A 15,547-nucleotide genomic window follows, 5' to 3' on the forward strand; every position below is an offset into this window, starting at 1 on the left:
ATAACTCCTCTTGTGCTTGCCAGCAATAGATTATTGCTGGAATAAGCGACGAAGTTGAATAAAAAGTATAAAAATTATAAAAAATGCACAAAAAATCAAAGAAGGATACTCATACCAAATAATCCATGGAGTAAAACCATGGGCAGGATAAACCGTACCTTGTAATAATCCAGAACTAAATGGAGGAAGGCTTTCAACTATATCACCATGGGTATCAATTATTGAAGATAAACCATCATTATTAACAAGCACTTGATATCGCCCAGTCATTAAGGAGAGGAGTTGGGCCATTTGTAACTGCTGATAACTTGCTAGTGAGTGTCCAAACCAACCATTATCACTGATGGAAACGATCCATTGGGCTTTGGGCATTTGTGAACGTAAAATATTGGGATAGGCAATTTCATAACAAATCAGACTTGCAATTGGGTGTTTAGCGATTTTAATTAAAGGCTGTTGTTTTTTTCCAGGTAATAAATTAGCCTCGGGTAACTTGAGCCATTGATAAATCGTAATTAGAGGTTTTGGAATGTATTCTCCAAAAGGAACAAGTTGGCGTTTAAACTTTGTTCCTTTTGCCTGACCAAAAGTGATGATGGAGTTATAATAATGAGTTTCATTGTCATTTGTGGGTTGGAGTATTCCTAACATTAACGCACTGTTTGCTTTTGTTGTCTTTTTGTTTAATTTAAGCAAATACTTATCCAGATAACTCGCAGGAAGGGGTATTGCGGATTCAGGCAAAATAATAAGTTGTTTTCCTAAAAGTTTATTGATTGCGTTTTCATAATATTTTAATAAATTCCAAAACAAAGCTTCATCCCATTTATCGCGCATGGATAAATTTGCTTGAACTGCACCAACACTAATGGGCTCTTGTTTTATTTGTGACCAAGAAACATTTTTACATAGTGCGGGGCTTATCATGATGAGTATGAAAGTAATTAAGCAGTAAAACCGTTTTGGATAATTTGGTGAAACAGCCAAGGTAAGCAATGCAGAGATAAAAACACAGACCAGGCTTAACCCGTAAACTCCTAAAATAGGGGCAAGATATTTAATTGGTGTATCAATAAGGGTTGTACCCACCAATAACCATGGGAATCCAGTAAATAACGTGGAGCGACAATACTCACTAAGACACCATAAAGTACTAAATAAGAGTAAAGACAGTAGTGTTCGGTGTTTTAATTCTAATAGCTTATATAAGTAAGTAACCAGAGCAGGGAAAAGAGAGAGGTACATGATAAAAATTAATGTAACAAATGCTGATCCAAAATAATTCAACTGACCATAATCATGAATACTGATGATAACCCACGAAACTCCGAAGCCAAAAAAACCTAATCCATAAATAAAGCCCAGGTAAGCACTTTGCTTTACAGAACAATTCTTCAGGCTGAAATAAAGAGAGGCTAAACTTAATAAAGTGAGGCCTGGCATGTGAAAAGGTGCAAAGCCAAAAGGAGAAAATAGGCCGGCTATAAATACAAACAAATATTTTGTATAGCCAAGACAGATTGATGATTTAAGCGTTGTGCTATTCGCTAAAGCAGTTTGCTTCATATTTTATCAACAAATTATAAAAGGGTAAGATAAATGAGTACTGGATTTAGGTCAAGAATTAGCAAATTCTTTTCTTTAAAAAAGAAAGATAACATGTATCAATTGATATTGCACCATTAGTTCAACAGGCAATTTATTTATCTGGTTCGTACATCATAATTCATTTGGGGTGGGGGTGTAGTAAAAGAAGTTTCATTCATTGATTAAACCAATTTTTTGCTGAAAGCGATGAATGATTAATTCTAAGGTCCAAAAAATGAATGGTTCTGTTCTATCGGTAAATTTTAATAAGCTACATTGGAATTGCAAAGAAAACGGCTGTTTTTCCTTATAAGGAGCGTATTTATGGAGGAGGAAAAGTCGTGCATTAAGATTATGAATAATTCCAGAATAACTTCCTTTTGCATATTGATGTTCAAAATTTAGATTTAGAGAATACTACCCAAGCCTTGAGAATTTGTGTAGGATGATTGCGTTTTATAATGGGAGAGGGATTAAATGTATAATGTAATGATTACTGGCGCAGGGAAAATTGGTAGTTTAATTTCTTGCTTACTGTCAGAAAGCGGTTCTTATCAGGTCCATTTAGTAGATATAGATTTTAATGGATCAGATGTTAAAAGGTTATTGGAAGCGGTACCACAAATCAAAACCGTGGCCTTAGATGTTCAAGATAAGGCATCGACACAAGCGTATATGGAAAAAAACGGAATAGTGGCTGTCATCTCAAGCCTTCCTTATTTTTTAAATACACATGTTGCTGAAGCCGCAAGAGCAGCTAAAGCACATTATTTTGACCTGACTGAAGATACGGCTGTAACTGAGGCAGTCAAAGCAATAGCTATAGATGCAGAAACTGCATTTGTACCTCAGTGTGGTTTAGCCCCAGGATTTATTAGCATCGCTGCTAATAGCTTAATGCAAGAGTTTGAAGAATGTCATCATGTCAAATTACGCGTGGGTGCGCTTCCTCAAAATGCAAACAATGCGCTGCAATATTCATTAACCTGGTCGACTGATGGGGTAATTAATGAATATGGTAATCCTTGCTACGCTATTAAATATGGGAAAGCAGTTACTTTAGCCCCATTAGAAGGTTTGGAAACCATTCAAATTGATGGTTGTGAATATGAAGCTTTTAATACCTCTGGGGGGCTTGGAAGCTTGGCAGAAATGCACGCAGGTAAAGTGCAAACCATGAATTATAAAACGATGCGTTATCCAGGACACTGTCAAAAAATGCGTCTATTAATGAATGACTTGCGTTTAAATCAAGATAGGCCTACATTAAAGCGAATCCTAGAAAATGCTATTCCTAAAACCTATCAAGATATTGTCATTGTTTATGTTTCTGTAGAAGGAATAAAACGCGGTGAACTTACAGAAAGAAATTATGTGAAGAAGATTTATCCAGTCGAAATTTGTGGATTGGAGTGGTCTGCTATTCAAATAAGTACGGCTTCGGGTGTCTGTGCTGTTGTTGATTTAACACTAGGCCAGGCCAATGAATACAAGGGGCTGGTTTTACAAGAAAAATTCCAATTATCTGCTGTATTGGAAAACCGTTTTGGTCGTTATTACGCATAATCGATCGCAATCAAACGTTCTTATCCACGACCGCTCCTTAGCGGTCGTATCTCGAGTTGAATGATATAGTTTTGGATTATTACGGAGATAATCAATGGATATATTAAAGCATTTAAAAATTCATGCTGTTAACCCTGGGGCTTTTAGTGGTCAGGGATGGCAAAGCAAGGTTCATGAACATCAGTTAGTTTCTTTTAACCCTACAAATGGGGAAAAGCTTGCTGAAGTTGCAACGTGCACTATGGAAGATTATGAAGAAGTAATGAAGCGTGCCCAATATGCAGCGCATGAATGGAAAAAAGTTCCAGCTCCGAAACGAGGAGAAATTATCAGGCAAATTGGCCAGGCTTTACGTGAGCATAAAGATGCTTTAGGTAGTTTGGTATCATTAGAAATGGGTAAATCAAAGCAAGAGGGCGATGGCGAAGTTCAAGAAATGATTGATATCGCTGATTTTGCCGTTGGCCAATCCCGAATGTTATACGGGAATTCCATGCACTCAGAACGGCCTCAGCATAGAATGTATGAACAATGGCATCCATATGGAATTGTTGGGGTTATTTCCGCCTTCAATTTTCCGGTTGCTGTTTGGTCTTGGAATGCTTTTCTAGCGGCTATATGTGGAAATGTCACGTTATGGAAACCTTCGGCAAAAACACCTTTATGTGCTATAGCAGTACAACAAATTTGTAATGAGGTATTAAGTCGCAATGGCTGTCCTGAGATATTTAGTCTAATAATTCCCGAACATCACGATGTTGTCGAAACGATGGTTAATGATAGTCGGATTCCACTTATTTCATTTACCGGCTCAACAGCTGTAGGAAAACAAGTTGCTGCGAAAGTTGCTGCTCGATTAGGAAAAACTATTCTTGAGCTGGGTGGTAATAATGCAATTATTTTAGATGAAACAGCAGATCTTCATTTAGCGATACCTGCAATAGTTTTTGGAGCAGTAGGCACTGCAGGTCAAAGATGTACCTCAACACGACGTTTATTTGTACATCATTCCATGTATGATTATGTTATTGAGCGTTTACGTTTTGCTTATGAGCAAATAACAATTGGCGATCCCTTGGATAAGCACAATTTAATGGGACCACTTATTGATAAGCCAGCTGTAGAACAATTTAATAAAGCAATATCCCGTATTAAATCAGCGGGTGGCCGTATTTTATTTGGTGGGGAGTCGTTGCATCAACCGGGATTTTTTGTCCAACCTACCTTGGTATGTGATGTAAAAAATCATTGGGATGTTGTGCAAGAAGAAACTTTTGCACCTATTTTGTACGTAATGCCTTATCAGACTTTAGATGAAGCCATTGCCTTACAAAATAATGTTCCTCAAGGATTGTCCTCAGCGATGTTTACTCAAAATTTGAAAAATGCAGAATATTTTTTAAGTGCATGGGGCAGTGATTGTGGAATTGCCAACATTAATATAGGTACTTCAGGTGCTGAAATTGGTGGAGCATTTGGAGGAGAGAAAGAGACTGGTGGGGGGCGTGAATCAGGGTCTGACTCTTGGAAGGCGTATATGCGTCGCCAAACCAATACAATTAACTGGGGTAATGAATTACCTTTAGCTCAAGGGATTCGTTTTGATCTGTCTTGAAAAAATTGTTAATTGGTAATGTGAAGCATGGCTACCATTTAATTAAAGATATTTATTTTACCTCGCTGTTTGCTGCCATGTGACAGAGAGGTATTTCAATGTGTTTATCTCTAAATTTCATGGCGCTTACTCAGATAAAATAAAATGAATAAGGAAAAAAGAATGCAGGGATCTTTTTTTATAAAAAAAGCCGCAGTTCTAGGGGCTGGTGTTATGGGGGCACAAATTGCTGCGCATTTAGTGAATGCAGGTATAGAAACCTTACTTTTTGATTTGGCATCGAAAGAAGGGAACCCTAATGCATTTGTTGACAAAGCAATAGCTCATTTAGGAAAGTTAAAACCAGACCCCCTTGCAACAGCACAAACTGCTGCTTTATTACAAGCACGAAATTATGATCAACATCTTTCGGACTTGTCTTCATGTGATTTAATTATTGAAGCTATTGCTGAGCGCTTGGATTGGAAAGAGGATCTGTATAAACGTATTTCTCCGTACTTAGGAGAAAAAACGATTCTTGTGAGCAATACTTCCGGCCTAAGTATTAATACCTTGAGTTCTGTTTTGCCTGAACGGCATAGAACGAATTTTTGTGGCGTTCATTTCTTTAATCCTCCACGTTACATGCATCTTGCTGAGCTTATTCCCGCAGAGGCTACGGATGAAGAGTTAGTGGATCATTTAGAAACTTGGTTGACTCGCTATATGGGCAAAGGGGTCGTCAGGGCAAAAGATACTCCAAATTTTATTGGGAATCGTATAGGGGTATTTTCCTTATTAACAACCTTACACCATGCGTTTGCTATGGATATGGGGTTGGATGAGGTTGATGCTTTAACTGGTCCTTTATTGGGCAGACCCAAATCAGCAACCTTTCGGACGATGGATGTTGTGGGTTTAGATACGATGCAGCATGTTGTGAATACCATGCAGCAACAATTAGCTGATGATCCATGGCATCATAGTTATCAATTACCAGAATGGATTGTTCATTTAATTAAAGAGGGACATTTAGGACAAAAAACAGGGCAAGGTATTTACCGAAAAAATGGTAAAATAATAGAAGTTTACGATGTAAAATCAGCGAGCTATCGTCCAGCTAACCCTTGTGTAAGTGATGAGTTAAAAGCCATTATGGGAAACCAGGATCCAGTTGCGCGCATGCAAAGTCTGATTACCTCTAAAGACAAGCAAGCGCAATTTTTAGCTGCATGTTTTAGGGATTTGTTCCATTATTGTGCTTATCATCTTGCGACAATTGCGGATAATGTAAGAGATGTGGATTTAGCCATTCGCTGGGGATTTGGTTGGATGCAAGGTCCTTTTGAAACCTGGCAACTCGCTGATTTGGCAACGATGACCCAGTATATTTATCGAGAAATAAAAGAAAATAAAACTCTTGGCTCAGCGTCTTTGCCCGGATGGCTTTTTGAAATTAGTCATTTTTATACTGAAAAGGGCGCCTATTCGCCACAACTCGATGATTACCAACCTAGAAGTCAATTGCCTGTTTATAAACGCCAATTTTTCCCTGATAAAATTCTCAAAGAATCTACTCACCCTAAGCCTGTACTTTATGAAAATGAAGGGATTTGTTTGTGGCATTTACAAGATGATGTTGCTGTAGTGAATTTTAAGAGTAAAGCGAATACAGTAGGACAAGCGGTGCTTGATGGGTTAGATGCAGCATTGCAAATAGCTGAAAAACAATGCCGAGGACTGATTGTACATCAACATGATGCTAATAACTTCTCATCAGGAGCTGATTTACGCGGCGTATTAAAATTAATTCAAGATAATAAAATGCATGATTTAGAGGCTATGATTGCCCAATTTCAGCATGTAGCTTTGCGCTTAAAATATAGCCCTATGCCAATTGTTGCTGCCTTAAGAGGGCGGGCGTTAGGTGGTGGTTGTGAATTAATGATGCATTGTGATGCAGTAGTTGCTGCTTTTGAATCTTATCCGGGTTTGGTGGAGTTTGGTGTTGGCCTGATACCTGCTGGTGGTGGATGTAAAGAAATGGCAATGCGGGCGGCACAACTCGTCCCCCAAGGTGATTTATTGTCCGTAATACAAGTTTATTTTCAGCAAATTGCAACTGCCCAAGTGGCTAGTTCAGCTGCCAATGCGATGCAAATGGGCTATTTACGCAATACCGACAGTTATATTATGCATGCGAATGAGGTTCTATATGCAGCATTAGAGCAAGTAAAATCCATGCATGCAAAGAACTATCTTCCCCCCTTAAAGAAACAATTTAAAATTGCAGGTATTGAAGGTAAAGCTCGATTGCAAGCAGGTTTAGTGAATTGGCTAGAAGGAGGTTTTATATCTCAGCATGACTACTTTATCGCTACGGAGTTGGCAACAGTGCTATGTGGTGGCAATCTCAATCAAAATACAGTTGTAGATGAGAATTGGATGCTTAAATTAGAGCGAGAAGCTTTTATTAATCTTGCTTCGACACCGTTAACTCAGGCACGGATTAGTCATTTACTAGAGACCGGCAAGCCACTACGTAATTAAGGGAGATTGAAAAATGACTAATGTATACATAGTTGACGTATTACGTACTCCAGTTGGTAAAGCACCTCGTGGTGTATTTAAGCATACTTTACCTGATGATTTGTTAGCGCACGTAATCAGAAATTTAATGCAGCGTAATTTGTCTGTAGAGAAGTCAAAAATAGAGGATGTTATTATAGGATGTGCCATGCCAGAGGCTGAGCAAGGAATGAATGTAGCACGTATCGCATCATTGCTCGCCGATTTGCCTCAATCAGTCCCTGCAATGACTATTAACCGTTTTTGTTGTTCAGGTGTACAAAGTATTTCTATCGCTGCAGACTCTATTCGTAGTGGTGATGTACATTTTGCTCTTGCTGGTGGTGTGGAAAGTATGTCGATGGTGCCTTTAGGTGGAAATAAGTACACAGCAAACCCAGCTATTTTTAATAATGAAGACATAGCAATTGCTTATGGCATGGGAATTACTGCTGAGAATGTGGCTAAGCGATGGGGAATTTCGAGAGAGCAACAAGATGAGTTTGCTACTGAAAGTCATAAAAAAGCTGTGGCAGCACAGCAACGTGGTGATTTCAAGGCGGAGATCAGTCCTATTGAAATCACGATAAGACATGCCGATTTAGAAAACTCAAATGTGTTAATTAAGAAAAAATTGGTAAGTGAGGATGAAGGGCCACGGGCTGATACTTCATATGAGGCAATTTCCAAGTTAAAACCCGTTTTCGCTGCAAGAGGAACAGTCACTGCTGGAAACAGCTCACAGACCAGTGATGGAGCAGGTATTGCTTTATTAGCTAGTGAGCAGGCGCTACATTATTATAAGTTAAAACCCATCGGGCGACTGTTAAGTTATGCAGTTGCAGGTGTTCCACCCGAAATTATGGGAATTGGGCCTATTGAAGCCATTCCTATTGCGCTAAAAAGGGCGGGAATTACATTAGATCAATTGGATTGGATAGAGCTTAATGAAGCATTTGCAGCTCAAGCTTTAGCAGTGATCAAGGAGCTTGATCTTCCACGTGACAAAGTAAACCCGTTAGGTGGGGCTATTGCCTTAGGCCACCCATTAGGAGCTACTGGTGCAATAAGGACGGCAACTTTATTACATGGTTTGCAAAGAACCAAGGGCCGTTATGGTATGGTTACCATGTGCATTGGTACAGGTATGGGCGCTGCAGCAATATTTGAAGCTTTATAAAGTCTTTTTTACGTATTAGTGCCAACGGTTTTGGGACTAGTACGTAACCAACCTGCGTTCACATTCAGTTATAGATTCCCGCTTTATGGATTCGACTTCGTCTATAGCTCAGAGGAGGCGGGAATGACGTATTTACACTTTGTGGTAACCGAAAAACTCATTGGTGTTAGGTATAGACACTATTAAACACTCGAAATGTTTGTTGAATAGAAATGGATTTCCGCTTTCGCGAAAATTACGAAACCTTTAAGTCTATTGCAGTGGCCCGATCTTCTTCCAATTTATTCCATACAAGACAGTATTTACGTGGATTTTTATTAAGACAAAAGGTGCTGTATAAACAGCACTTTTTATGGCTAGATTGCTTTTAATGATTTTTTGACCCGTTACTGTTATCAAAAAAATATCTAATTTCACCATTTTCGTTAGTATGTTTCATGCTTTTTAATTTTTCTTTCATAATAGTACCCAAGCGTCCATTACTTAAGGTAGTTATTTCATCCATTGTGAATGTAGCAGAATTTGATTTATTTTTTTGAGGCTCGGCGTCATTACTATAAAGCAAATTTAAAGCTTTTTCAGCAGTCACTATTTTATTATTTGCACTAATGTTTTTATTTTGAAACCAGATAAATAATCTAGCACCCCAATGATACTGTTTACCTGTATTAGTGAACTCGTTGTTTCTTTTTGTTATATACGCCTCTAATTTTTTTCGGAATTTCTCATCATCAGAATTATTACTAATAGCAGCAGGGGTTTTCTGGCCAGGATTTAAATGACCACTTTTCTTTTCTTGATATTCAATGCTTTCCATCAACTGTAAACTAAGGGCTATAAACACATCATTTACATTGCTATTTTCTTTTGCACTGACTTCAAAAAAGTTTAAATCCTTACTGTCTGCAAATTCTTTCGCTGTTTCGTACTCAATTACTTTCTTGCAGATTAAATCGCTTTTTGTGGCTACCAATGTAACAGGTTTATCGGAATGTTCTGATTGTAATTTATTAACAAGTTTTTTTGCTTCAATAAAGCTTTGCATATCAGTACAGTCATATACAACAATAAAAGCTTTTGCAGGAACAACCTTGTTTGTTGTAGAGGAAGGATTATCCCAAACTTGTAGCTTAACGCGTTTATCCTGCACATTCAAAGTTTTAACCCTAAAATCAAAACCTATAGTTATGAAATATGATTCCATGTAATCATTATTTGCAAAGCGATTTAGGAGTTGACTTTTTCCTGAATGTTGATATCCGATAATATGAATTGGAAGTAGATAATCATATTCAGGTTTATACTCATACTTATTTTTCATAATAATGCTCCCTGATGAAATTAAATATTTTATAAGCATTAAAGCAACATGATTTGTATTTGAATAATTGATTTTTTTTATATATGTAATGAATTATTTTTATATCTGTGTAAATACAAATAGTTAGGGGTATATTTGCTTAAGTTTTGAGGCGAATTACTAAAAGTAAAGTTCAGTGGCTATTTATTACTGAGGATATTTTTTTGAAATATGCAGCAGGCGATTCTCCCGTCTCATCGATTTATACTCATTTGAATCACGGGAGTTGCAGCGGTTTTACATGTCTATTCTCTTATTCTCGTGCTTTGTTGTGAAGTTGACATGGGTACGCTGCGTGGTCCTTGCTCAAAATAAGAACCACAGGCTTTATTGCTTTTAGGATGAGATGATTAAGTTACAACTAACTCTTAATGGGACTAATTTTTATCGCGGAATATGATGCGACCCTTAGTTAAGTCATAAGGGGTTAACTCAACCTTGACTTTATCTCCAGTCAAAATTCTTATGTAATTTTTACGCATACGACCAGAAATGTGAGCAGTAATAATATGCCCATTTTCTAATTCAACACGAAACATGGTGTTGGGTAGGGTGTCTATAACAGTACCAGCCATTTCTATATGATCTTCTTTTGCCATAGGTCTCTCAGTGATGTACCAAATTGATAAAGTTTATTATGCATAATTATACATTTACTTGCAGCCATGTATACTGCACTAAAATAAATAAAATGGCAATCTAACGTATTAAATTTCATGATTGTAATCTATCTTATTGTGTTTAAATAATTCAAAATGTACGACTTATACTAAACATAGTCAGTAAAATGTTTTTCTTGACTGGCTTGGGAACGTGTAGGTTTTATGAGTCCTTCTAGATTAAATTCGTGTATTTTTAATTCCATGATTAATGTTTTGAACGATTCAGCCCTGATATGTTGTTCAAAAAGTTTTTTTGCAGTATTGATGAATTGTTTCATTTTCCTTTCAAACTTTATTTTATCTAAAGTATATTTTTCTTTAATTTCAGGCGAATCTGATTTTAGGGGTTCATGAGGTGGCTTGGGCGCTGTTTTCCATCCTTTATCAGTTAGTCCAAATCGAATATGTTTCACTATATCTTGTTCTTGACAATAATAGGAAATCGTGAGTAAACCTGGATAGGTGGAACTATCTCTAATTAAAAATACTGCCTTAGACTCTTTTGTTTTTGCATTATGTTGTTCTAGAAGGTTATGTATTTGGTAGCTGTTGATTAATCCAAAAATAATCGGGATCTTGGAGTTTAGTTCATTTTTTTGCATCGCTTCCATAATGTACTCCAGTTTTTAAAAACATATCAAGGCCAGGCCATAATCAGTAAGTTATGGTAAAAGAGGGTGATTATTAGCTACCTTATACAGCCTCCTAATAGTATAGTTCTACTAATTGTAAATATTCGGGCTTAATAAGAGAAATGCCATAAGCCTTGTTTCGCAGGGTAAATTAACGTCTTGTTTAATAAATAAAGAAATTCTTTGCGATCAATGACCTTAGCGCCTAAACTTTGTAAATGATTTGTTGGGATTTGACAATCAATAAAATCAAAATTCCAGTCTGTTAAAGTTTTACATAAATAATAAATGGCAATTTTGGATGCATCTGTTATTTTATGAAACATGGATTCACCAAAAAAAGCCCGCCCTAAATTAATTCCATAAAGACCACCAACAAGATTGTTTGCATACCATATTTCAAATGAATGGGCGAAACCTAAACGATGCAAATTGGTGTAGGCTTCTATCATTTCTTCGGTAATCCAGGTGTTATTAACCCGATTAGAACAAGTAGCACAAGCAGTAATTACTTGTTTAAATGCGGTATCGATAGTGCAAGTAAACTCTTTTTTAAGAGATTTTTTTAAACTTTGAGATAAGTTAAATTCATTGGGAATCAATATTAGCCTGGGATTAGGGGACCACCAAAGTACCGGCATGCCAGGTTCATACCAGGGAAAAATTCCCTGCCTATAAGCCTGAAGTATCCGTTGAGGGGATAGATCTCCTCCGACCATCAATAGACCATGATCATCGCTTGTTTCTGGGTTTGGGAAAGAGTATTGTTCAGTATCACTCAACTTAATCTCCTGAACTTTCGTTTCAATAAAATGGCATCTTACAGTGATTATAAGCAAGTATCAGGAAAAAAAAGAAAACTCTATTGGCATTTTTTAATGGCGAGTTTGTTAGTTTGAAATATTTGGTGTCAAATATAAGATTAAAATAACTCCTCGGGATTAAGAGTTGAAAGACCATAGCCTGGGCCTAATTAGTGACCCAAGCTACAATTTTGTGCCTTATTTATGTACATTTAAATCTAGATATTGTTCTGCATCAAGTGCTGCCATACATCCAAAACCTGCCGAAGTGATGGCTTGGCGATATACATGATCCGCTACATCACCACATGCAAATACTCCAGGAATAGATGTACTTGTGGCCATGCCATCAAGTCCTGATTTAATTACAATATAACCGTTATTCATTATAAGTTGGTCTTTAAATAAATCAGTATTAGGTGTATGACCAATGGCGATAAAGACACCATCTACATCTAATGATGCTTTACTATCATTTTGAACATTGCGAATTAAGGCACCAGTTACTTTTTTACCATCACCAATAACTTCTTCCAATGTTGAATTCCAGATGATTTTGATATTTCCATTTTGAGTTTTCTCAAAGAGTTTGTCTTGAAGGATTTTTTCAGCACGCAAACTATCACGTCGGTGAACCAAAGTTACTGACGAAGCAAGATTTGATAAATAAAGTGCTTCTTCGACTGCAGTATTTCCTCCGCCAATGACACAGACTGCTTTATTGCGATAGAAAAAACCATCACAAGTGGCGCAGGCAGAAACACCCCGTCCCTGATAGGCGGATTCAGACTCCAATCCTAGATAACGCGCAGAGGCTCCAGTAGCAATGATTAAAGCGTCACAAGTATAAGTTTCACTATCACCCTGAAGAACAAAAGGGGGTTGTGCTAGATCAGCTTTAACAATATGATCAAAAATGACTTTGGTTTCGAAACGCTCTGCATGTTTTTGCATACGTTCCATCAGGGCAGGGCCTTGTAATCCCTCAATATCTCCAGGCCAATTATCTACCTCTGTTGTGGTGGTTAGTTGACCACCAGGTTGCATGCCGGTGATTAAAACAGGATTAAGATTGGCTCTTGCAGCATAGACAGCGGCGGTATAACCTGCTGGACCTGAACCTAATATGATTAAGCGATGGTGATTGCTTGCGCTCATCTCTCTGCCTTCCTTAATATTTTGTGTTAAGATGGCGAATATTATGATAAAAACAAAGATATGAAAATACCCATGGAAAAACAACGCTCCGGAAAAAAAAAACAAGGAACTAAAAAACACATGCCTAACTATGTCATGAAGCGAGTTAGTGAGGGGAGTTTTATACTCATTCTAACAAGTGCTCTTTTTGTTCTTTTGTCTTTATTAACCTTTAAAATAAGTGATCCTGGATTATCACATGCCTCATTGAAGGGAATTACTGTTGCTAACTCAGGGGGGCAAGTAGGTGCATATGTCGCAGATGCACTTTATTTTACATTTGGATATTTTGCTTATTTAGTACCGCTATCTTTCGTTTACATTGCATGGTTTATTTTACACGATTTTCGTGTATTAAAAATTCTTGATAAACGCGTGATATTGCTGCGCTCTATTGGCTTGATATTTCTTTTTGCAGGAGGATGTGGTTTATTAAGTTTGCAAGTGGAGATGAGCCAATTAAATTCTATTCGTGGTCCCGGGGGCTTTATAGGACAGGCAGTAGGTGGTGGCTGGTACCAAATGCTCAATGTCTATGGAGCAAGTCTCGCTTTATTAGCAATACTTTTAGTAGGGACTACCTGGTTTACTGGTTTGTCCTGGATAAATGCGATTGAGTTAATTGGTTTTTATACTTTATTTATTGTAAATTATTTGACCAGAGCATTGCAAAAAACATGGCAGCTCATCAAGTTAAAGATTTATAAAAATAAATCAGAAAGTACAGCGAAGATCCCTGCTACACCTCGTGAGAAACCCGCACCCAAGCTATTTAAGCCAAAAGTAGTGAATGAAAAGGAAACAATTGTAGCCGCTCCTGTTTTAATATCCAACGAAGTAAAGTCTGAAATTATTAAACCTGCTAAAGAAATAAAAGAAATTCGCCCTCCTAAAATGAGTACTTCAGGCGATTTGCCTTCGCTTAGCTTGTTAGATAAAGGGCAGCCTGGCAAACCTATGGGGGGATATACGCACCAAGAGTTAGAAAATTTATCACGTGAAGTGGAGCAACATTTATTAGATTTTGGCATTCAGGCAGGAGTAGTCGCTGTACATCCTGGCCCTGTAGTTACGCGCTTTGAATTGCAATTGGCTGCAGGAGTAAAAGTCAGTAAATTGACTGCTTTGGCTAAAGATTTAGCCCGTTCCTTGTCGGTCATTTCAGTGCGTGTTGTTGAAGTTATTCCTGGTAAGACTGTCGTTGGTATTGAGTTACCTAATCATTCACGCGAAATGGTTCGATTATCTGATGTTCTATCCGCAGATGTTTATCAGCAGGCACATTCGCCTATAAGTATGGCTTTAGGAGTTGATATTGGAGGCCATCCTGTAGTAGTTGATTTAGCAAAAATGCCTCATTTACTTGTGGCCGGTACCACTGGTTCAGGTAAATCTGTGGGGATAAATGCCATGATTTTAAGTATCTTATTTAAGGCCACTCCCGAGCAAGTGCGCTTGATTATGGTTGATCCTAAAATGCTGGAATTATCAGTGTATGATGGTATCCCTCATTTATTAACTCCAGTAGTTACTGATATGAAAGAAGCTGCCAGTGCCTTACGTTGGTGTGTGGAGGAGATGGAGCGTCGTTATAAGCTGATGGCTGCATTAGGCGTAAGAAATTTAGCAGGTTTCAACAGTAAAATAACTGAAGCCATTGCTAATGGCCAACCTTTAGCGAATCCTTTATGGAGGCCCACTGACTCAATGGACGAGGTAGCCCCGGAATTAGAACCTTTACCTTGTATTGTAGTAGTGATTGATGAACTTGCAGATATGATGATGGTTGTGGGTAAGAAAGTAGAACAATTAATTGCCCGCATCGCACAAAAAGCGCGAGCCGCAGGAATTCATATGATTCTTGCTACCCAAAGACCGTCTGTAGATGTTTTAACAGGCCTTATCAAATCAAATATTCCTACGCGAATGTCTTTCCAGGTTTCGTCAAAAATTGATTCTCGGACTATATTGGATCAGCAAGGCGCCGAGCAATTATTGGGGCACGGAGATATGTTATACTTAGCACCAGGGAGTGGTGCTCCTTTACGTGTTCATGGTGCTTTTGTTGATGACAAGGAAGTACATCGTATTGCTGATGATTGGCGCGCTCGTGGTGAACCTGATTACATTGATGCTATTTTAAAAATGCCCGGGGATGGGAATGAAGGTAGTTCTGATGAAGAAGGTCAAGCTGAAGACGATGATCCTCTTTATGACCAGGCTGTAGAGTTTGTCATTCAGACACGTAAGGCAAGTATTTCTGCAGTACAAAGACGTTTGAAAATAGGTTATAACCGTGCGGCACGAATGATTGAGGAAATGGAGCGTGTAGGAATTGTGGGTCCCCTAGAGGGGGGATATCGAGATGTCCTGGTGGCATCAGTGACAGAGGATTGAT

General features: G+C 37.9%; 11 protein-coding genes. 5 read left to right on the forward strand and 6 right to left on the reverse strand.

Annotated elements, in window-relative coordinates; translation table 11 throughout:
* Positions 1-30: 30 nt before the first annotated feature.
* On the reverse strand, positions 31-1,566 hold the full coding sequence (gene lnt, locus EKG34_RS10240; protein WP_003636105.1) for an apolipoprotein N-acyltransferase: 1,536 nt from the start codon (positions 1,564-1,566) through the stop codon (positions 31-33).
* Positions 1,567-2,064: 498 nt separating this feature from the next.
* Between lnt and EKG34_RS10245 the strand changes: the two genes are divergently transcribed.
* From EKG34_RS10245 to EKG34_RS10260, 4 genes are all read left to right on the forward strand, one after another.
* Positions 2,065-3,153, forward strand: coding sequence for a saccharopine dehydrogenase family protein (locus EKG34_RS10245; RefSeq protein ID WP_003636107.1), 1,089 nt, complete (start codon positions 2,065-2,067; stop codon positions 3,151-3,153).
* A gap of 94 nt (positions 3,154-3,247) precedes the next feature.
* Positions 3,248-4,768, forward strand: coding sequence for an L-piperidine-6-carboxylate dehydrogenase (gene amaB, locus EKG34_RS10250; RefSeq protein ID WP_003636108.1), 1,521 nt, complete (start codon positions 3,248-3,250; stop codon positions 4,766-4,768).
* A 162-nt stretch (positions 4,769-4,930) separates the two neighbouring features.
* Entirely contained in the window at positions 4,931-7,297 is a 2,367-nt protein-coding gene (locus EKG34_RS10255; RefSeq protein WP_003636109.1) for a 3-hydroxyacyl-CoA dehydrogenase/enoyl-CoA hydratase family protein, read from the forward strand.
* 13 nt (positions 7,298-7,310) lie between these two features.
* Positions 7,311-8,495, forward strand: a complete 1,185-nt coding sequence (locus tag EKG34_RS10260; RefSeq protein ID WP_003636110.1) for an acetyl-CoA C-acyltransferase — start codon at positions 7,311-7,313, stop codon at positions 8,493-8,495.
* A gap of 367 nt (positions 8,496-8,862) precedes the next feature.
* Here EKG34_RS10260 and EKG34_RS10265 read toward each other — a convergent pair whose 3' ends face one another.
* From EKG34_RS10265 to trxB, 5 genes are all read right to left on the reverse strand, one after another.
* Positions 8,863-9,816, reverse strand: coding sequence for a GTP-binding protein (locus tag EKG34_RS10265; RefSeq protein ID WP_003636111.1), 954 nt, complete (start codon positions 9,814-9,816; stop codon positions 8,863-8,865).
* A 416-nt stretch (positions 9,817-10,232) separates the two neighbouring features.
* Positions 10,233-10,454: a translation initiation factor IF-1 gene (infA, locus tag EKG34_RS10270; RefSeq protein WP_003636112.1), complete on the reverse strand. Its 222-nt coding sequence runs from the start codon at positions 10,452-10,454 to the stop codon at positions 10,233-10,235.
* A gap of 170 nt (positions 10,455-10,624) precedes the next feature.
* Positions 10,625-11,128, reverse strand: coding sequence for an SH2 domain-containing protein (locus EKG34_RS10275; RefSeq protein ID WP_003636113.1), 504 nt, complete (start codon positions 11,126-11,128; stop codon positions 10,625-10,627).
* Between the two features lie 131 nt (positions 11,129-11,259).
* A complete protein-coding gene (gene aat, locus EKG34_RS10280; RefSeq protein ID WP_223800146.1) occupies positions 11,260-11,868 on the reverse strand; it encodes a leucyl/phenylalanyl-tRNA--protein transferase in 609 nt (202 codons plus the stop codon).
* A gap of 282 nt (positions 11,869-12,150) precedes the next feature.
* On the reverse strand, positions 12,151-13,110 hold the full coding sequence (trxB, locus tag EKG34_RS10285; RefSeq protein WP_003636116.1) for a thioredoxin-disulfide reductase: 960 nt from the start codon (positions 13,108-13,110) through the stop codon (positions 12,151-12,153).
* Between the two features lie 72 nt (positions 13,111-13,182).
* Here trxB and EKG34_RS10290 point away from each other — a divergent pair, with 72 nt between their 5' ends.
* Complete coding sequence (locus EKG34_RS10290; RefSeq protein WP_003636117.1) at positions 13,183-15,546, forward strand: DNA translocase FtsK; 2,364 nt, start codon at positions 13,183-13,185, stop codon at positions 15,544-15,546.
* The last annotated feature ends 1 nt before the right edge of the window (position 15,547 follow it).

This window comes from Legionella longbeachae (genome assembly GCF_004283175.1).
In the GTDB taxonomy this organism is placed as follows: domain Bacteria; phylum Pseudomonadota; class Gammaproteobacteria; order Legionellales; family Legionellaceae; genus Legionella; species Legionella longbeachae.